General features: G+C 64.3%; 15 protein-coding genes. 7 read left to right on the forward strand and 8 right to left on the reverse strand.

The window, feature by feature from the left end:
• Positions 1 to 72: 72 nt before the first annotated feature.
• The 3 genes from QA643_RS20020 to QA643_RS20030 form a co-directional block, all read right to left on the reverse strand.
• The gene (locus QA643_RS20020; RefSeq protein WP_283027637.1) at positions 73 to 1,317 is read right to left on the reverse strand and encodes a GGDEF domain-containing protein; all 1,245 of its coding nucleotides are present in this window, start codon (positions 1,315 to 1,317) and stop codon (positions 73 to 75) included.
• 92 nt (positions 1,318 to 1,409) lie between these two features.
• Positions 1,410 to 2,915, reverse strand: coding sequence for a class I adenylate-forming enzyme family protein (locus tag QA643_RS20025; RefSeq protein ID WP_283027638.1), 1,506 nt, complete (start codon positions 2,913 to 2,915; stop codon positions 1,410 to 1,412).
• A gap of 42 nt (positions 2,916 to 2,957) precedes the next feature.
• The gene (locus QA643_RS20030; protein ID WP_283027639.1) at positions 2,958 to 4,751 is read right to left on the reverse strand and encodes an extracellular solute-binding protein; all 1,794 of its coding nucleotides are present in this window, start codon (positions 4,749 to 4,751) and stop codon (positions 2,958 to 2,960) included.
• 293 nt (positions 4,752 to 5,044) lie between these two features.
• Here QA643_RS20030 and QA643_RS20035 point away from each other — a divergent pair, with 293 nt between their 5' ends.
• On the forward strand, positions 5,045 to 5,818 hold the full coding sequence (locus QA643_RS20035; RefSeq protein ID WP_283027640.1) for an invasion associated locus B family protein: 774 nt from the start codon (positions 5,045 to 5,047) through the stop codon (positions 5,816 to 5,818).
• Positions 5,819 to 5,888: 70 nt separating this feature from the next.
• On the opposite strand, the gene hspQ is transcribed toward QA643_RS20035, so the two are convergent.
• Positions 5,889 to 6,221 (reverse strand): heat shock protein HspQ, encoded by a 333-nt coding sequence (gene hspQ / locus QA643_RS20040; protein WP_283027641.1) that lies wholly within the window; start codon positions 6,219 to 6,221, stop codon positions 5,889 to 5,891.
• 122 nt (positions 6,222 to 6,343) lie between these two features.
• Here hspQ and QA643_RS20045 point away from each other — a divergent pair, with 122 nt between their 5' ends.
• On the forward strand, positions 6,344 to 7,297 hold the full coding sequence (locus QA643_RS20045; protein WP_283027642.1) for an AEC family transporter: 954 nt from the start codon (positions 6,344 to 6,346) through the stop codon (positions 7,295 to 7,297).
• A 90-nt stretch (positions 7,298 to 7,387) separates the two neighbouring features.
• On the opposite strand, the gene QA643_RS20050 is transcribed toward QA643_RS20045, so the two are convergent.
• Positions 7,388 to 8,578 (reverse strand): UbiH/UbiF family hydroxylase, encoded by a 1,191-nt coding sequence (locus QA643_RS20050; RefSeq protein WP_283027643.1) that lies wholly within the window; start codon positions 8,576 to 8,578, stop codon positions 7,388 to 7,390.
• 179 nt (positions 8,579 to 8,757) lie between these two features.
• Here QA643_RS20050 and pcsA point away from each other — a divergent pair, with 179 nt between their 5' ends.
• From pcsA to QA643_RS20065, 3 genes are all read left to right on the forward strand, one after another.
• Entirely contained in the window at positions 8,758 to 9,447 is a 690-nt protein-coding gene (gene pcsA, locus QA643_RS20055; RefSeq protein ID WP_283027644.1) for a phosphatidylcholine synthase, read from the forward strand.
• On the forward strand, positions 9,444 to 10,181 hold the full coding sequence (locus tag QA643_RS20060; protein WP_283027645.1) for a TerC family protein: 738 nt from the start codon (positions 9,444 to 9,446) through the stop codon (positions 10,179 to 10,181). The genes pcsA and QA643_RS20060 overlap by 4 nt, the downstream gene beginning before the upstream one ends.
• Positions 10,182 to 10,254: 73 nt before the next feature.
• On the forward strand, positions 10,255 to 11,229 hold the full coding sequence (locus tag QA643_RS20065; RefSeq protein WP_283027646.1) for a quinone oxidoreductase: 975 nt from the start codon (positions 10,255 to 10,257) through the stop codon (positions 11,227 to 11,229).
• A 104-nt stretch (positions 11,230 to 11,333) separates the two neighbouring features.
• On the opposite strand, the gene QA643_RS20070 is transcribed toward QA643_RS20065, so the two are convergent.
• From QA643_RS20070 to rimO, 3 genes are all read right to left on the reverse strand, one after another.
• Positions 11,334 to 12,530, reverse strand: coding sequence for an acetylornithine transaminase (locus tag QA643_RS20070; RefSeq protein ID WP_283027647.1), 1,197 nt, complete (start codon positions 12,528 to 12,530; stop codon positions 11,334 to 11,336).
• A 255-nt stretch (positions 12,531 to 12,785) separates the two neighbouring features.
• Positions 12,786 to 14,057 carry a tetratricopeptide repeat protein gene (locus tag QA643_RS20075; protein ID WP_283027648.1) on the reverse strand — a complete coding sequence of 424 codons (1,272 nt, stop codon included), beginning with the start codon at positions 14,055 to 14,057 and terminating at the stop codon, positions 12,786 to 12,788.
• A 153-nt stretch (positions 14,058 to 14,210) separates the two neighbouring features.
• On the reverse strand, positions 14,211 to 15,536 hold the full coding sequence (gene rimO / locus QA643_RS20080) for a 30S ribosomal protein S12 methylthiotransferase RimO (RefSeq protein WP_283027649.1): 1,326 nt from the start codon (positions 15,534 to 15,536) through the stop codon (positions 14,211 to 14,213).
• 114 nt (positions 15,537 to 15,650) lie between these two features.
• On the opposite strand from rimO, the gene QA643_RS20085 reads away from it, so the two are divergent.
• Entirely contained in the window at positions 15,651 to 16,241 is a 591-nt protein-coding gene (locus tag QA643_RS20085; protein WP_283027650.1) for an ANTAR domain-containing protein, read from the forward strand.
• Positions 16,238 to 17,404, forward strand: a complete 1,167-nt coding sequence (locus QA643_RS20090) for a CmpA/NrtA family ABC transporter substrate-binding protein (RefSeq protein WP_283027651.1) — start codon at positions 16,238 to 16,240, stop codon at positions 17,402 to 17,404. The genes QA643_RS20085 and QA643_RS20090 overlap by 4 nt, the downstream gene beginning before the upstream one ends.
• The last annotated feature ends 44 nt before the right edge of the window (positions 17,405 to 17,448 follow it).

Consider the following 17,448-nt stretch of genomic DNA (forward strand, 5'->3'; position numbering starts at 1 on the left):
ATGGACCCCGGATCAGCAGTCACCGCTGACGCGCTGCGCAGCGTCCGGGGAACGGTGCCGCCAGAGATAGGGCTACGACGCCACCCGGCGTCCATCCTCCTGCAGCCGCGACCGCAGCGATTTTGCGGAATCGTTCGGCAGCAGCGTTGCGACCGATACCGTTGGGTCCGAGGGCGTATCGCGCCTGCCGTGGCTGGTATGGCGCATCACGCTCGATAGGCGCCGCGCGATGGTATGGGCCGTCTTCAGGTCGGCCTCAGTGAACACCACGACCACGGAGCCGTCTTCCTGGGCGGCGCCAAAATCCATCCGCCGCATCAGGCGGCTGATGATCCGCGCGCCGTCGAATTGCGCGCGGGGATGGTCGGGATCGAACGCAAAGCGGGCGACTGACAATCCGCCGCCGCGTTGCTGGGTCTGGTAGACGGCGCTGGCGAAGTCGCGCTCGAAGGCCTCCACCGTGAGCAGTCCGGTCCGTGCGTCGATCAGGCCATCGGCATCGATGGCCTTCAATGTACGGGCGAGATGCGCCTCGAAGGCGTGCTGGCGGACCAGCGGCAGCGCCGTTGCCACCACGTTGGAGGCGTCGCCGGAGATCATTTCGAGGTTCGGCAGATCGTAGGTTGGCGCAAGGTCACCCACCGTCACCACGACCGGAAGGTTGCGGAAGCGGGCGTCCTCCGTCAGCACGGTCAGGAAGGCATCGATCACGCGAAGGCTGAAGCCTTCGCCGAGTACAATGCCGTCGATGTCGCGGGCGTTGAGATGTTTGGCCGCTGCTTCGATCGAGAGCGCGCCGACCACGCCGATGCGCTCGCCAAGCGCAACCGAAAGCGCGGGATAGGCGCCGCCGCGGCCCACCAGCAGCACCGTGGCGTCGCGCGCCGGGTCGATCTGCGACAGCGTCATCGGTGCCGCCGGGACGAGGCGGCGCATCACGGTCGCATGCAACGACCGTATGCGCAGCGCGGCGCGCAGGCGGCCCACCAGGCGGTCGATCCCGCCTTGTTGGGCTTGCGCGTCCTGGCTCTGAAAGAACGGAATGACATTGTCCGGAATGGCGGCCGGCGGGTCGACTGCGACCAGGGGCAGATAAGGCTGGCGCGCTGCGACCCGCGCTGCCAGCTCAGCCAGTTCGGCTTCGTTGGTGGCAGAGGGGGCGGCTAGCACGGCAGCGGGCTGCACCTGTTCGACGGCCCGCGCGGAATCCGTCCATTCGGTTTCGATCACCGGAAACAGCTTCGCGGCATCGAGCGCGGCGGCAAAAGGCGGCCGTCTCGCGGTCGACACGACGAGGATCGGGCCTTGCTGGGACATCTTGGAAACTCGGATCAGGCGCGGACTTGCGACCGCCCGATCCTAATTTGCGGCGCTTAATGCGCCGTCAACGGAGGACCATCAAAAGGTGCTCAGGCAGCGCTGCTCCGATCGCGAAAGGCTTCCACCATCAAGGGGTTAAGGCCTAGCTCTGTCAGCGCATCGCGAGCGCGGGCGTTGTCGAGCGCACGGCCGGCGAGGCGGTGGCCGCTCAGGCGGTCGGGCAGCGCGGTCAAGAGCGCCCCCTGGCCGAGCCGGCGCGCCCATTCCTGCAGGTCCTGGGCGAGGAAGCGGTAGCCGCCGACGGCCATCACGCCGGATGGCGGCGCGGTGATGTTGATCGCGCCGGTCACGCGGTCGAGCCGCGCCGCATAATCCGTATCGACATAGTCGCGCGGCGGCGCCGCGATCATGGAGTCGCTCGGCGGCGGAGGCGGCGCATAGGCCGCGACCGGCACCATCGGCCCGCGCAATCCCAGCGTTCCCCGCGTTGTCAGCAGGACTTCGCCCGCGATCGACGCCCCCGGCAAATCGCGTGGTGCGCCGTGGGGGCCGGGCTTAATCGGGGCCGGCGAGCCGTCTTCCGCGATCCGGCGTGCGCCGAACAGGCCGGCCTCGCCAAACAGATAGACGTCCGTCAGCGTCGCGTTTTTCGTCCCCCAGCCCGCGCTGGAGCCGACCTGCTCCGGCGTGCGCCACAGGCCGATGACATGGCGCAGGCTCGGCATCCGCGCGGCAAGGTCCATTTCGTCCAGCCGCAGCGCCAGCCCCGCCGGCGCAATCAGCGTGTCGCAACGCTGTTCGCTGACCTGCTGTTCGAGCACCTCGTCGTCGAACGGATGGTGCAGCACCAGCGTTCCGCCCGACAGCAGCCAAAGCGCCAGCGAGGAGGCGAGGCCGGCAAACGACATCGGCGAGAAGGCCGACAGTACGGTCGCGCCCTGCGGCACATCGCTTTCGAGTGAGATGGCAAGGCCGCCGGCAATCAGGCTGAGATGGGCGCGCGGCACCGGCCGGAAGCCGTCCGCGGTGACGTCGAAGGAAATCAGCGCCGGCTTGCGGCCGTCCTGGATCACGGCGCGCGCGGTCGGGGATTCCCGGAAGATCGCGTTATCGAGCGAGGCCATGCCTTCGGGCAGGTCGCTGCCGAAGCCGCAGACGTGGCGGATCGAGAACGCCTCGGCGGCGGCATTCATGGCGAGGTCCGAATAGATTACGCCGTCGACCTTGCCGATGGTCACGATCGCCCGCGCTGCGGTGCGATTGAGCGCCATGGTCAGTTCCGACTGCCGCCAGAGCAGCGGCAGCACCGCGACGACGAGGCCGGCGCGGAAGGCGGCAAGCACCGTGATCGCGAATTCGATGGTGTTCGGCAGCTGGACGGCGATCACCGAATTGGACGGCAGGCCGGATTCGATGAAATGCGCCGCGAGCGACGAAATCATGCGGTCGGCCTGCGCAAAGGTCAGGCGCTTCGGCGGCTGGCCGGTGATGCGCACCTTGTTGGGCGGATCGACCAGTGCCATCGCATCCGGCTGGCGTGCCAGATTCCGTTTGAACAGCGTATCGAGGGTTGGCGAAGCGGTGGGCTGGGTCACGGTGTTACGTCGGCTCTATGAGGGTTGCACCACGTGGTGAGTTCACTTCGCTTGCGGCTTGTGCCACCAAGTTTCCGGAAGGTAGCCGGATAGCGCAGTCGCTGCAGGAATTTCTATCCGATTCCACCGCGCAATCCATTGCTCCTGCACGTTAAACACAGGGATCGCGTAGAAACCTGAGATCAGGGCGCGGTCGAGCGCCCGCACGGCGGAAACGAAGGCGGGACGCTCGCGCGCCTCGAGCAGGGCTGCGATCATGGCGTCGATGGCGGGCTCTTTGGCGCCCATGTAGTTCCGCGTGCCCGTGATGTCGGCGGCTTGGCTGCCCCAATAGAAGGACTGCTCATTGCCGGGGGACAGCGACTGGTCCCAACGGTTCTGCAGCATGTCGAACTCGTAGCCGAGCCGGCGCTGGTCGAACTGCACGGGATCGACAGCGCGCACGCTGGCCTCGATGCCGGCGCGCTTGAGATCACGCTGATAGGCGAGCCCGATGCGCTCCTGGTCCCGCGTCGTCACCAGGATTTCGAAAGAGAGCGGCGTCTTGGTCGAACGCTGCCGCAGCACGGCCCCGTCGAGGTCATATCCGGCCTCCGACAACAGGCTCAGCGCCTGGCGCAGCGTCGTGCGATCGCGGCCCGACCCGTCGGTGACGGGCAGGCGATAGCTGCCATCGAGAATGTCGGGCCGGATGCGGTCGGCGAATGGCTTCAGCAGCTCGCGCTCGCGCTCGTCGGCAGGCCGGCCATAGGCGGACAGTTCGGATCCTGCAAAGAAGCCGGCTGAGCGGGCATACAGGCCGAAGAAATAGTTGCGGTTGATCCACTCGAAATCGAACAGCAGCGTCAGCGCCTGCCGGACGCGGATGTCCGAGAACATTGGCCGGCGGGTGTTGAACACCAGGAATTCCGACGGCTGCGGCATGCCGGTCTTGATGGTGTCGCGGATCAGATCGCCGCTTTTGGCCGCCGGAAAATCGTAGCCGTCGTGCCAGCGCAGCGGCTCGTACTCGACGCGAAAGTCATAGAGGCCGCGCTTGAACGCCTCGAACTGGCTGTTGGCCTCGCGGAAGTAATCGAGCCTGATCTCGTCGAAGTTCCAGAGGCCGCGGTTGACCGGTAGGTCGCGCCCCCAGTAATCGGGATTGCGGGTCAGCGTGACGCTGGCGCCGGGCTTGACGGCGGTGACGCGATAGGGGCCGGAACCGATCGGTCCGGTCATCGTGGTTTCCTCGAATGTCGCGGGATCGACCGCGTGCCGCGGCAGGACCGGCATCAGGCCAATGATCAGCGGCAGCTCGCGGTCGTTCGCACCGCCGAAATCGAACCGAACGGTGAGCGGATCGGTCGCCTCGGCTTTTGCGACTTTGGAATAATACTGGCGGTGGTTGGGGCGGCCCTTGTCGCGCAGCAGCGCCCAGGAAAACACGACGTCCTCGGCCGTCACCGGCTTGCCGTCGGAAAAGCGCGCCTTGGGGTCGAGATGGAAGGTGACGTAGCTGCGCGCATCGTCGGTCTCGACGCTCCTGGCCAAGAGGCCATAGAGCGTGAATGCCTCGTCATTGCCGCGCGTCATCAGGCTCTCGACCACAAAGCCCCGCATCTGCTGAACGGCGAGGCCGCGGACGATCTGGGGATTGAGGCTGTCGAAAGTTCCAAGAACGCCCCAGACCAGCCGCCCGCCCTTTGGCGCATCGGGATTGGCGTAAGGCATGTGCGTGAAACCGGCTGAGAGGGCAGGCTCGCCATGCATCGCGAGCGCGTGGCTTTCGGCCGCCTTCGCCGAACCAAGCGGCGCAAACAGGGTTACACCTAGCGCGAGGGCGCTCCACGCCACTACACGCAGCGGGATACGCCCGGAAGAGGGCACAGACAGGCGAAGATTTGATTCGAAAATTCGCACGAGGAAAGCTTTACCATAGGGCCGGCCCGGGCTTGCGAGGAACACCAAAGGAGCCTGTCGGCATTGATCTTTTCGCCCGCCGCTGTATTGAAGGCGGGCAGTTTGGCGGCGGGAGCGCCTGTCACGTATCCGCCTCAATTGCCAACGAGATAGCCGCCTCAGCGCGGGTAGAGGTGTCGGCGTCTGTAGCGGTTTCGGGCGCTCCGGTTCAGAAAGGGTTTTCCGCAATGAATTTCCGTATCTTGGCCGGGTCGGGCCAGCCGCGTGGGCAGTTTCTTTCCCTGTTGGCGGCTTCGGCACTCTCGGCAACGTTGATCGCTTCCGGCGCACAGGCCCAGCAGCCCGCGCCGGCCGCTCCGAAGGCGGCGCCGAAGGCAGCGCCCAAGGGTCCTGCACCCGCCCCGCAGCAAGCTCCGGCCGCCGGCGCGCCTGCCGCTGCTCCCCAGCCGCAGGAGCAGCAGGTCCAGCTGATCTACGCGCCCTGGACCAAGTTCTGCCTCAAGGGCCAGGAAGCTGGCGCCAAGCAGGTCTGCTTCACCGGTAAGGACGGCCGCATCGAATCAGGCCAGCCCGTCATTGCCGCCGTGATCATCGAGCCGGAAGGCGAGCCGAAGAAGCTGCTCCGCGTGACGCTGCCGCTCGGCATGCAGCTCGTGCACGGCACCCGGATCATCGTCGACAGCAACCCGCCGCAGCAGAGCCCCTATGTCATCTGCTTCCAGAACGGCTGCATGTCCGACTATGAAGCCACCCCCGAGCTGATTGCCAACCTGAAGAAGGGCCAGAACCTCGTTGTTCAGGCGATCAATTCCAACGGCGCGCCGCTGACGCTGCCGCTGCCGCTCGCCGGCGAATTCGCCAAGGCCTATGACGGCCCGCCGACCGATCCGAAGCAGTTCGAGGAAAACCAGAAGAAGCTGCAGGAAGAGCTGCAGAAGCGCGCCGAGGAGCAGCGCAAGAAGCTCGAAGGCGCGGGCGGCGCCAATCCGGCGGCGAAGTAAGCGCTGACAGCGATTCGCCAAACACAAAAGGCGCCCCGGTGGGCGCCTTTTTCGTTGCGGATATGGACGACTAATTCAGCGACGAGTTGCGCGGGCGGTAACCGCCGGACTTGTCCTTCACGAAAATCTCCGCGACCTGCGAATGCCGGATCGGCTCGCCGGAATCGTCCGGCAGCAGATTTTGTTCGGAGACATAGGCGACGTATTCGGACTCCGAGTTCTCCGCGAGCAAATGATAGAACGGCTGATCCTTGTGAGGGCGAACCTCCTCGGGGATCGACAACCACCATTCCTCTGTATTGTTGAATTCCGGATCGATATCGAAAATCACGCCGCGGAATGAGAACACCCGGTGGCGGACGATCTGGCCGATCTGGAATTTGGCGGTGCGCGCTTTGATCATGTTCCGTCGAATAGACCATGATTGTGGCCGATGCTAGGGGCAATAGGACGAATTAACCTTTACACAAGGTGGCGACTCTCGCCGCCATGCCCCCGAAATCACTGACGAAAAGACGTTTCGCGATGGCCGATATCCTCAACCTTGCGCTTCCCTATTTCGGCCTGATCTTCATCGGTTTCGCCTGCGGCAAGACAAAGGGGCTCCCGGAAGCGGGGCTTGCCTGGATGAATTTCTTCCTGCTCTACGTCTCGCTGCCGGCATTGCTGTTTCGCATCATGTCGGAAACCCCGTTTTCCGAGCTCAACAACCCACCGTTCCTGATCGCAACGACGCTGGCGACCGTGAGCGCCTTCGTGCTGGCGATGGTGGCGGGCCGCATCATCGGCGAGTTGTCGCTGCGCAAGGCGACCATCGCGGGCCTAGCCGGCGCTTATGGCAATATCGGTTACATGGGCCCAGGCCTCGCGCTGGCCGTGCTCGGCGCCAAGGCGGCGGCGCCGACCGCGCTGATCTTCTGCTGCGACAGCATCTTCCTGTTCACCATCGTGCCGCTGTTGATGGCGCTGACCGACCGCGAGCATAAGTCGTTCCTGCATGCCGTTGGCGTGGCCGTGCGGCAGATCGTGCTCAATCCGCTGATCATGTCGGCCGTTCTCGGTGCTCTCGTCGCCGCGTTCCACATTCCGTTGCCGACCGCGCTCGACCGGACGCTGCTGTTTCTGCAAAACGCCGCCGCGCCGACCGCGCTGTTCGTGCTGGGCGTTACGGTCGCGCTGCGGCCGTTCGACCGCGTGCCCTGGGAAGTGCCCGGCGTGATCGCGATCAAGCTTTTGATCCATCCGCTCATCGTGTTCGCCCTGATGCTGCTGTTCGGCCCGTTCGCGCAGCCTTGGGCCGCAACCGCGGTGCTGATGGCCGCGCTGCCGCCGGCGCTGAATGTCTTCGTGATGGCCCGGCAGAACAATACCTGGATCGAGCCGGCATCGGTCGCCGTCCTGATCGGGACCTTCGCCTCCGTCGTCACGCTGACCAGCGTGATGTGGTTCATCCAGAGCGGACGGCTGGCGTTTCCATAAAACGGGCGGCCGAAACACAAAATCGCGAAAACAACCCCATGCACAGTAGAGTTGGGCCGGGTTCGCAGCCCTCACGCGGGGCGGCCGGAGCTAGCTCACGCGCTTCCAGGTCGGCGCCAGCCCCTCGCGCATGGCAAGGCGCCGCAGCGGGCCGAACGAGCCGAGCAGGTGCATGCCCACCGCGCGCAGCGATTGCAGCCCTACGAAATCGCTGAGTAGTGAGCGGTTGGCGACATCGATGGCGATCAAGCGGCTGGCGACGTCGGCGCGGCGGGCGGACCGGTAACGCGCCAGCACCGACGACGATCCCGGATCTTCGCCGCGCGATAGCGCTTCGCCGGCGATGTCGGCGATATCGGCGGCATCGCGCAGTCCCATGTTGAGGCCTTGTGCGCCGATCGGCGGCACCACATGGGCGGACTCGCCGACCAGCGCGACGCGGTGGCTGGCGAACTGGTCGGGACGCTCGATCGTCAGCGGAAACAGGTTGCGTCCGGCCTCCACCTGGATGCGGCCGAGAATGGAGTGCGACTGCTTTTCTGCGGCTTCAGACAATTCGTCGTCGCTGAGCGACATCCGCCGCTCGGCTTCGCTGGTGGATGCGACCCACACCACACTGCAACGATTGCCGGGCAGGGGAACGAAGACGCAGGGGCCCTGCGCGGTGTGAAACTCGGTGGAAATCCCGTTGTGCGACCGCGAATGGCTGACGTTGAAGGTCAGCGCCGATTGGTGCAGGTCGCGGCGGCTGATCCCGATTCCGGCGGCCTTTCGCGAGGGCGATTGCCGCCCGTCGGCGCCGATCACCAGCCGTGCGGCGAGCGGTGCACCCTTGCTGGTATTGACCGTAACGAGTTCGTCCTGTGGGTCGATCGTAATAGCTTCATCGTCAAACCGGATGAGGTTCGAAAGCTCGGCGGCGCGTTCTTTGAGGGCCACCATCAGCGAGCGGTTGTCAATGTTGTAGCCGAACTGCTCGAGGCCGATCTCCTCCGAGGAGAAGTGGACTTCCGGCGCGCGGATCAGCCGGCCGGTGTCGTCGACGAGGCGCATGGTCCGCAAGGCGGCGGCCTTGTCCCGGCAGCGGGGCCAGACGTCCAGGCGCTCGAGCAGATCGGTGGAGGCGCCGAGCAGCGCCGTGGTGCGGTTGTCGGCATAGGGGAGGCGGCGCGCCAACAGGGCGGTTTTCGCACCCGTTACGGCCAGCGCCACGGCGGCGGTCAATCCGGCCGGCCCGCCGCCGATCACGGCAGCGTCATAAACTTGCGATGCATTGGTCATATCAGGACAATTGACGTTCGGGCCGGCATTTTCAAGCCATCAACTGGCCGAAATGTTTCCGCCCAATCGCGCGGCGGAACGCCGCAAGCGCCGATATGCAAATCGGAACGATTCCTGATAGCACTGCCGTAGCAATGGACCAGAGCACAGAGCCAGATTCCGTCCCGGTGAGCGGCCGAATGCGTACCGCCGCATTCGCCGTACATATTTTCACGGCAATGGGAGCGGGCATCGCGCTGCTGGCAATGATGGAGGCGGTGCGCGAGCACTGGGCCAGCATGTTCGCTTGGCTTGGCGTCGCCCTGGTCGTCGATGCAATCGACGGTCCGCTGGCGCGGAAGCTGCAGGTCGAGCGGTTGCAGCCGAACTGGTCGGGCGAGGTGCTCGATCTCGTTGTCGATTTCGTGACCTATGTCTTCGTTCCCGCCTATGCCATCGCCACGAGCCGGCTGCTGATGCCGGCGGCCGGGCCGCTGCTCGGTATCGGTATCGTCGTGTCGAGCGCGCTCTATTTCGCTGATCGGCGCATGAAGACCTCAGACAATCACTTCCGCGGCTTTCCGGCGCTATGGAACGCGGCGGCGTTTTATTTGTTCTTGCTGCATCTGCCGCCAATCCCGTCCACACTCGGAATTGCCATCCTGATCGCGCTCACCTTCGCCCCGTTTCACGTCCTGCATCCGGTCCGCGTGGTGCGCCTGCGCTGGCTGACCCTGTGGCTGATGGCAACCGGAGCCGCGCTTGCGATCTATACGCTGATCTGCGATTTCGATGTCGGCGCTCCCATCGTTGCCGCGCTTTGCGCCATTGGCGCGTACGTCATAGGAAGTGACGCCGTCATCCGGCAAATAAAGTCGTTCGGGGCATGATGGAATTACTGACGAGCCCGGAAGCCTGGTTGGCGCTGCTCACGTTGACGGCGCTGGAAATCGTGCTTGGCATCGACAACGTCATCTTCATTTCGGTGATCGTGTCGCGCATCCCGCCGGCGCAGGCCAAGCGCGCGCGCCAGATCGGTCTGTTACTGGCGCTCGTGTTTCGCATCGTCCTTCTCAGCGTGCTGGTGTGGCTGATCGGCCTGACGGAGCCTGTCATCACCGTGAAAAATGTCGAGCTGTCATGGCGTGACATCATCCTGATAGCCGGCGGAGCCTTCCTGATCGCCAAGGCGACGCATGAAATTCATGGTGAGGTGGAGGCGCGCGAGGGTGAGTCCGATGCCCAGCCGAGCGCCAGTGCGTTCTTTTGGGTGATCATGCAGATCATCGTCATCGACATGGTGTTCTCGCTGGATTCCATCATCACGGCGATCGGTATGGCGCAGGATCTCGAAATCATGGTCGCGGCCGTCGTGATCGCCTGCGCCGTCATGTATGTCTCGTCGGGTCCGGTGGCCCGCTTCGTGGCCAATCACCCGACCACCAAGATGCTGGCATTGGCGTTCCTGGTGCTGATCGGCGTGGCGCTGGTGGCGGACGGATTCAAATTCCACATCCCGCGCGGCTATATCTACTTTGCCATGCTGTTCGCGGCCGCCGTCGAAGTGTTCAACGTGCTCGCCAGACGCAACCGCCGGAAGGCGACCCGACGCCCGGCGAGTTGACAAGGCGGCGGCGATGGCCTTCGTTGCGCGCTCAAGGTGGGCGCTTGAGCCGAGACCCTAGGGAGAGACCGTCATGACCAAGGCCGTGCGCGTGCACAAGGTGGGGGGCCCGGAAGCCCTGGTGTACGAGGACGTGGAGGTGCCGGCGCCCGGACCGGGCGAGGTCCGCATCCGCCAGCACGCCGTCGGCCTGAACTTCATCGACGTCTATTTCCGCACTGGCCTCTACAAGGCGCCGGGACTGCCATTCATCGCCGGCAACGAAGCCGCCGGCGAGGTGGTGGCCGTCGGTCCGGGCGTCACCAATTTCCATCCGGGTGATCGCGTCGCCTATTATTTCACGCTCGGCGGCTACGCCAGCGAGCGAGTGATCCCGGCCGACAAGCTGGTCAAGCTGCCGGACCACATCACCTACGAGCAGGGCGCGGTGCTGATGCTCAAGGGGCTGACCGTCTGGTACCTCCTGCACAAGACCTTCAAGGTCGAGCCCGGCCATCGCGTGCTGATCCACGCGGCCGCCGGCGGCATAGGCCTATTGGCCTGCCAATGGGCGAAGGCGCTCGGCGCGCATGTCATCGGCACCGTCGGCTCCAAGGCCAAGGCCGACCTGGCGCTGTCCAATGGCTGCGACCACGTCATCCTCTATAACGAGGAGGATTTTGTCGCACGGGTGAAGCAGATCAGCCGCAACGAGCTCTGCGACGTCGTCTATGACGGCGTCGGCAAGACCACCTTCCCGGGCTCGCTGTCATGCCTGCGGCCCCGCGGCCTGTTCGTGAGCTTTGGCAATGCTTCCGGTCCGGTGCCGCCGTTCCCGCTGGCCGAGCTCAACAATCACGGCTCGCTGTTTGCGACACGGCCGAAGCTCAACGACTACGTCTCGACCCGCAAGGATCTGCTCGAAGGTGCCGACACGCTGTTTGCCGCCGTCATCAACGGCAAGCTCCACGTGCCGATCAACCACGCTTATGCGCTGAAGGACGCGGCGAAGGCGCATACCGAGCTGGAGAGCCGGGCGACGACGGGCGCGGCGATTTTAAGGCCGTAAGTAAGTCTCACCGTCATTCCGGGATGGTGCGTTAGCACCAGACCCGGAGTCTCGAGCCTCCGGGTTCGATGCTGCGCATCGCCCCGGAATGACAGGAGAGAGACTTACGCAACTCTCCTCGCCGCGCCTGCCTTGACTAAAATCGCATCGAGGCAATCGATCATCAGCGAGATCTCCTCGCGCGTGACGTTGAGCGCGGGCATGAAGCGCAGGGCGTCGGGCTGGGGCGAGTTGATGAGGACGCCGTCTGCCAGCGCTTCGGCCACGATCGCTCCGCCGATCGGCAGCTTGAGATCGAGTGCCAGCAACAAGCCGCGACCCCGCACTTCGCCAAGGCCGTGCCGTGCCGAGAGTTTCTGCAACTCGCTCTCAAGAAACAGGCCGGCATCGCCGGCCGCTTTCAAAAACTCCGGCTTCGACACTTCCTCAAGCACCGCGAGCCCGGCAGCGCACATCAACGGATTGCCGTTGAACGTGCCGCCCTGGTCGCCATGCTCGAAGCACGAGGCTTCCTTGGTCGCGAGCAGGGCCGCCAGCGGCACGCCGCCGCCGATGCCCTTGCCGAGCGTCATGATGTCGGGCGCGATGCCGGCATGCTCGTAATGAAACAGCTTGCCGGTCCGGCCCATGCCGGTCTGGATCTCATCGACGATCAGGAGCAGGCCGTGCTCTTTCGTCAGCGCGCGCAACGCCTGCAAGAATTGATCGGTTGCTGGCCATACGCCGGCCTCGCCCTGGATCGGCTCCAGCATCACCGCGACCGTGTTATCCGAGATCAGCGCCTTCACTGAATCGAGGTCGTTGAGCCTGGCTTTTCGGAAGCCCGACACTTTCGGCTCGAACAGCGGCTCGAACGCCTTCTTGCCCGATGCCGACATGGTCGCCAGCGTGCGGCCGTGAAAGCCGCCTTCGAAGGTGATGATTTCGAACGCGCCGTTCTTGTGCTTGGCGCCGTATTTCCGCGCGAGCTTGATCGCGCCTTCGTTGGCTTCCGCGCCGGAATTGGCGAAGAACACCTGGTCGAAGCAGCTCTTGTCGACCAACGCCTGCGCCAGCTTGAGGCTGGGGCCGTTGTAGAAGGCGGGGCTCGGCGTCAGCAGCAGTTTTGCCTGCGCCGCGAGGGCTTCGGCAACGACAGGGGGCGAATGGCCGAGGCAGTTGACGGCCCAACCCTGCATGAAATCGAGATAGCGCTTGCCGGCATCGTCCCAGAGATAGGCGCCTTCGCCGCGGACGAACACGGCCTGCGGGCGTGCCGTGATGTTCATCAGCGCGTCGAACGGATGGGCAGCAAGGGTCATGTCGATCTCCTCTGGGTTTTGCGGAAGGGGCAGGCCGAAACGCAAGAAGGCCGCACTTTTGAGGGTGCGGCCTTCTCGAAAACGTGGCTGAAACTAGCTGATCAGCATTGTCGTCGGACATGGCGCGCCCCATCATCGTCGCGGGAGCGACGACGCAGGCAGGCGCGGCGGTTGGTCCGGTTCAGCTTCATGCGATGGCCCATACAGCCGAACCGCGGGCCATGTCAAGCGACGGCTCGACGTGCGGTTGCGAACTCAGTCGATTCCATAATGGCGGAATTCGTCGGCGACGCCGGCATCGATTGCCTTGGCCGCCGCGATGTCACTTTCAGCTCCGCTCGCATCGCCTTGTTTTTGTTTCGCAAGTCCGCGCCCGTAAAGTGAGGGCGCAAGCTTCGGATTGACCTTCAAGGCCGTATCGTAACCCTCGATCGCGGCAGCGAATTCGCCGAGCTTGAGATAGCAGAAGGCGCGGCTGTCGAGCGTGTAGGCATCACCTGGCCGATGCTTGAGCGACTCCTCGCAATCCGCAAGGCCCTCGCGGGGGCTGCCGACAATGGCGCGGGTCAGGCAGCGCGAGTTGAGCGCCGCCGCGTATTTCGGATTGGCTTTGATCGCCCGATCATAATCCGGAAGGGCCCGCGCATAGTCGTGCCGGTCAAAGTAGATGGTGCCGCGGGCATAGGCGTCACGATAGCCCGCGGGATCAAGGCGCAGCGATTGGTCGAAATCGGCCAGCGCGCGGTCGATGTCGCCCTTGTCCCTGAACAGCCGTGCCCGGTTGCCGTAGGCGGCGGCATAGTTCGCATCAAACTGGATCGACATGTTGAGATCGGCGAGCGCCAATGCATCGTCACCATGGTTTCGGTAGGCGGTGCCGCGGTTGAAATAGGCGAGCGTAAATTTCGGATTGAGCTTGATCGCCTTGTTGTAGTCCGCCATCGCGCGCTCATAGTCGCGCTTGTCGATGTGGGAATTGCCGCGGTTGTTGTAGTACCAGGAATCGCGCGGATTGAGCTTGATGGCCAGATCGTAGTCGGCGATCGCATGATCCGGATCGCCCTTGTCGCTATAGGCGATCCCGCGATTGAACCAGGCGATGGCGTCTTTTTGATTGAGCGCGATGGCGCGATCGAAATCCGAGATCGCCCGGTCCAAATCGCCCTTGCGGCGATAGGCTTCGCCACGGTTGGTGAAGGCCGCGAAACGCTTCGGCTCGCGCCTGATCACCTCGCTGAAATCGTCGATGGCGAGGTCGGTGCTGTTGTTGCCGAGATAATGGGCCCCGCGATTGAGGTAGGCGTCGGTGAGCCGCTTCGCCGTAGCCTTTCCCGACGAGATGAGGGCGCTACAGCCGCCGATCCGCAGGTCGGTGGCAATCTTGGCGCTGGTGAAGCACCAGCTCCTGACGTCGGCCGAGGTAATTTTCGCAGCCTGCGCAACGGCTGGAACGGCCGTGAGCAATAGCAACGAGCAGCCAAGTGCCTTGAGATTACTGCCGGACCTGGTCCGCCGTGCCTTCGTCATGTCCAATCCCATGTCCGGCCGCGCAGCCGGCCTGCCAACAGCTTTGTGCGCGTTGAATGGGGATCAGTTCACGTACGGGAGATACCGCCTTGCAATTTCTGGAGGCGAATGCCCGGCCGATGCCAGGCGACCTGACCGACAATCAGGGCGGCTTCAGAACCCCGCGACGCTGCCGTGCAGGTCGTACTGATCGGACCGCTCGATCTTCGCGGTGACGATCTCACCGACTTTCAGAGGACGGCGGCTGGAAAGATAGACCGCGCCGTCGATCTGCGGCGCATCCGCCTTTGAGCGACCCTTTGCGACCGTCGGCCCGACTTCGTCGATGATGACCTGCTGCCGCGTGCCGACCCTGCGCTTGAGGCGGCGGGCGGAGATTTTCTGCTGCCGCGCCATCAGCGCGTTCCAGCGCTCCTGCTTGACCTCGTCGGGCACGGCATTACTGATCGCGTTGGAGGCGGCGCCGGCCACCGGCTCGTATTTGAAGCAGCCGAGACGATCGATCTCGGCCTCTTCGAGCCAGTCGAGCAGATAGGCGAAATCGGAATCGGTCTCGCCGGGGAAGCCGACGATGAAGGTCGAGCGCAGCGTCAGGTCAGGACATTCCTCGCGCCACTTCTTGATCCGCGCCAGCGTCTTTTCCTGCGCGGCGGGGCGCTTCATCGCCTTCAAAACTTCCGGGCTCGCATGCTGGAAGGGGATATCGAGATAGGGCAGGACCTTGCCCTCGGTCATCAGGCCGATGACTTCGTCGACATGCGGGTAGGGGTAGACATATTGCAGCCGCACCCAGGCGCCAAGTTCGCCGAGCTCCTTGGCGAGATCGAAGAATTTGGCGCGAACCTGGCGGTCCTGCCACGGGCTTTCCGCGTATTTCACGTCGACGCCATAGGCCGAGGTGTCCTGTGAAATGACCAGCAATTCCTTGACGCCGGCGCTGACCAGTTTCTCCGCTTCGCGCAACACGTCGGCCGCCGGCCGCGACACCAGATCGCCGCGCAGTTTCGGAATGATGCAGAAGCTGCAGCGGTTGTTGCAGCCTTCGGAGATCTTCAGATAGGCGTAGTGGCGCGGCGTCAGCTTGACGCCCTGCGGCGGCACCAGATCGAGATGCGGGTTATGCACCGGCGGCAGCGCCCGGTGCACGGCTTCCAGCACGCTCTCATATTGCTGCGGACCTGTGATCGAGAGCACGCCCGGATAGGCCGCTTCGATCTGCTCGGGTTCCGCGCCCATGCAGCCGGTGACGATGACCTTGCCGTTCTCGGCCATGGCGTCGCCGATGGCGCCGAGCGATTCCTGCTTGGCACTGTCGAGGAAGCCGCAGGTGTTGACGATGACGATGTCGGCGCCGTCATGCTTGCGGGCCAGCTCATAGCCTTCGGCGCGCAGCCGCGTGATGATGCGCTCGGAATCCACCAATGCCTTGGGACATCCAAGCGAAACAAAGCTGATCTTGGGCGCGGCGGCCTGTTGCATATCTAAATCTGCCTGATTGATGGGCACGAACTAGTCCCAATTACTCACAATTACAAGGCTTTGCGCCACCTTCTGACGTGCTATGGAAGCCCTGCCGGGTTAAAGAGTTGATCGATGAGCGCTGAGTCGTCGCCGAAAATCGTCATTGTCGACGAAAGCCCGATCCGGGCCGCGATCCTCGAAGAGGGGTTGCGGGAGGCGGGTTTTACCGGCGTCGTGCATATCAGCGAGATGCAGAGCCTTTTGGCGCGGATTTACGCTGTAGATCCCGACGTCATCCTGATCGACCTGGAAAACCCCAGCCGCGACGTGCTGGAACAGATGTTCCAGGTCAGCCGCGCGGTGCGGCGGCCGATCGCCATGTTCGTCGACCAGAGCGATGCCGCCTCGATCCAGGCCTCCGTCGAGGCCGGCGTCTCCGCCTACATCGTCGATGGGCTGAAGAAGGAGCGGATCAAGCCGATCCTCGACCTCTGCATTTCCCGCTTCAACGCCTTCGCCAAGCTGCAGGACGAACTCGACCGCACCAAGTCGGCGCTCGAGGAACGCAAGGTCATCGACCGCGCCAAGGGAATTTTGATGAAGGTGAAGGGCCTCACCGAAGAAGAGGCTTATGTGCTGATGCGCTCCACCGCGATGCGCGAGAAAAAGAAGATCGGCGAGATCGCACAGTCGATCCTGACGGCGTCGGAACTCCTGAAATGACCACACCGCTGCATATCGGCTTCATTCCGCTGGTCGACGCCTCCGCGCTGATCATTGCCGTCGACAAGGGCTTTGCCGCCGCCGAAGGGCTCGACGTTACGCTGGTGCGGGAAGTGTCGTGGTCCAACGTCCGCGACAAGCTCAATATCGGCATGTTCGACGCGGCGCATCTGCTGGCCCCGGTGGCGATCGCCTCCAGCCTCGGGCTCGGTCACGTCAAGGTGCCGATCGTGGCGCCGTTCAATCTCGGCCTCAACGGCAACGCCATCACGGTGTCGCCGTTGTTGCATGCCGCCATCATGGCGGAGATCGATGGCGACGCGCTCGATCCGATGGCGACCGCGCTGGCGCTCGCCCGCGTCGTCGCCAAGCGGCGCAAGAGCGGGGCGGATCCCCTGACTTTCGGCATGACTTTCCCGTTCTCGACCCACAATTACCAGCTCCGGTTCTGGATGGCGGCGGGCGGGGTCGATCCCGACGAGGACGTGCGGCTGGTGGTATTGCCGCCGCCCTACATGGTAGACAGCCTTGCCAACGGCCAGGTCGACGCCTTCTGCGTCGGCGCGCCCTGGAACTCGATCGCGGTCGATCTCGGCATCGGCCACATCCTGCATTTTTCGTCCGATATTCTGGTTCGTGCAGCGGAGAAGGTGCTCGCTGTCAGGCAGAGTTGGTCGGAGAAGAATTCGGAGGTGCTGGCGGCGTTGACGCGGGCCGCGGCGAAGGCGGCCGATTTTATCGAGCACCCGGAAAACCGCGCCGAAGCCGCGCACATCCTGGCCCGGCCGGGGCGGATCGGCGTCGATGCGGAGCTGATCCAGCGCACTCTCGATGGCCGGCTAAAGGTCTCGCCCGATGGAGCCAGACGCGAAAGCAGCCGCTATCTACTGATCGGCCGCGAGGGGGCGGGCCGGCCCGACCCCGCCCAGGCCGCCTGGCTCTATGCCCAGATGGTGCGCTGGGGGCAGGCGGAGGTGCGGCCCGATGCGCTGCAGACCGCGATCGGGGTCTTCAGGCCCGACCTCTTTGATGCCGCCATGGGACGTCCCCAGGCCGTCTCCGACGCCTCTGGCGCCATCGGCGCCTTTGTGGGACCCGCGTTTGACCCTGGCGACATCGCGGGCCATCTGGCGGCGTTCAAGATCGGCCACTGGAAGCCCTAAGCGAGCCGACTGAGGTAATATTAGGCAAAAGTCTCATGCGCCCA

The sequence above is a fragment of the Bradyrhizobium sp. CB3481 genome, from assembly GCF_029714305.1.
Taxonomy (GTDB): Bacteria; Pseudomonadota; Alphaproteobacteria; order Rhizobiales; family Xanthobacteraceae; genus Bradyrhizobium.

Coding starts and splice junctions, on each gene's coding strand:
- QA643_RS20050 (WP_283027643.1), bottom strand. CDS start 8,578: ATGACCAATGCATCGCAAGTTTATGACGCTGCCGTGATCGGCGGCGGG.
- QA643_RS20070 (WP_283027647.1), bottom strand. CDS start 12,530: ATGACCCTTGCTGCCCATCCGTTCGACGCGCTGATGAACATCACGGCA.
- QA643_RS20085 (WP_283027650.1), top strand. CDS start 15,651: ATGAGCGCTGAGTCGTCGCCGAAAATCGTCATTGTCGACGAAAGCCCG.
- QA643_RS20075 (WP_283027648.1), bottom strand. CDS start 14,057: ATGACGAAGGCACGGCGGACCAGGTCCGGCAGTAATCTCAAGGCACTT.
- QA643_RS20020 (WP_283027637.1), bottom strand. CDS start 1,317: ATGTCCCAGCAAGGCCCGATCCTCGTCGTGTCGACCGCGAGACGGCCG.
- rimO (WP_283027649.1), bottom strand. CDS start 15,536: ATGCAACAGGCCGCCGCGCCCAAGATCAGCTTTGTTTCGCTTGGATGT.
- QA643_RS20045 (WP_283027642.1), top strand. CDS start 6,344: ATGGCCGATATCCTCAACCTTGCGCTTCCCTATTTCGGCCTGATCTTC.
- QA643_RS20065 (WP_283027646.1), top strand. CDS start 10,255: ATGACCAAGGCCGTGCGCGTGCACAAGGTGGGGGGCCCGGAAGCCCTG.
- hspQ (WP_283027641.1), bottom strand. CDS start 6,221: ATGATCAAAGCGCGCACCGCCAAATTCCAGATCGGCCAGATCGTCCGC.
- QA643_RS20035 (WP_283027640.1), top strand. CDS start 5,045: ATGAATTTCCGTATCTTGGCCGGGTCGGGCCAGCCGCGTGGGCAGTTT.
- QA643_RS20090 (WP_283027651.1), top strand. CDS start 16,238: ATGACCACACCGCTGCATATCGGCTTCATTCCGCTGGTCGACGCCTCC.
- QA643_RS20060 (WP_283027645.1), top strand. CDS start 9,444: ATGATGGAATTACTGACGAGCCCGGAAGCCTGGTTGGCGCTGCTCACG.
- pcsA (WP_283027644.1), top strand. CDS start 8,758: ATGCGTACCGCCGCATTCGCCGTACATATTTTCACGGCAATGGGAGCG.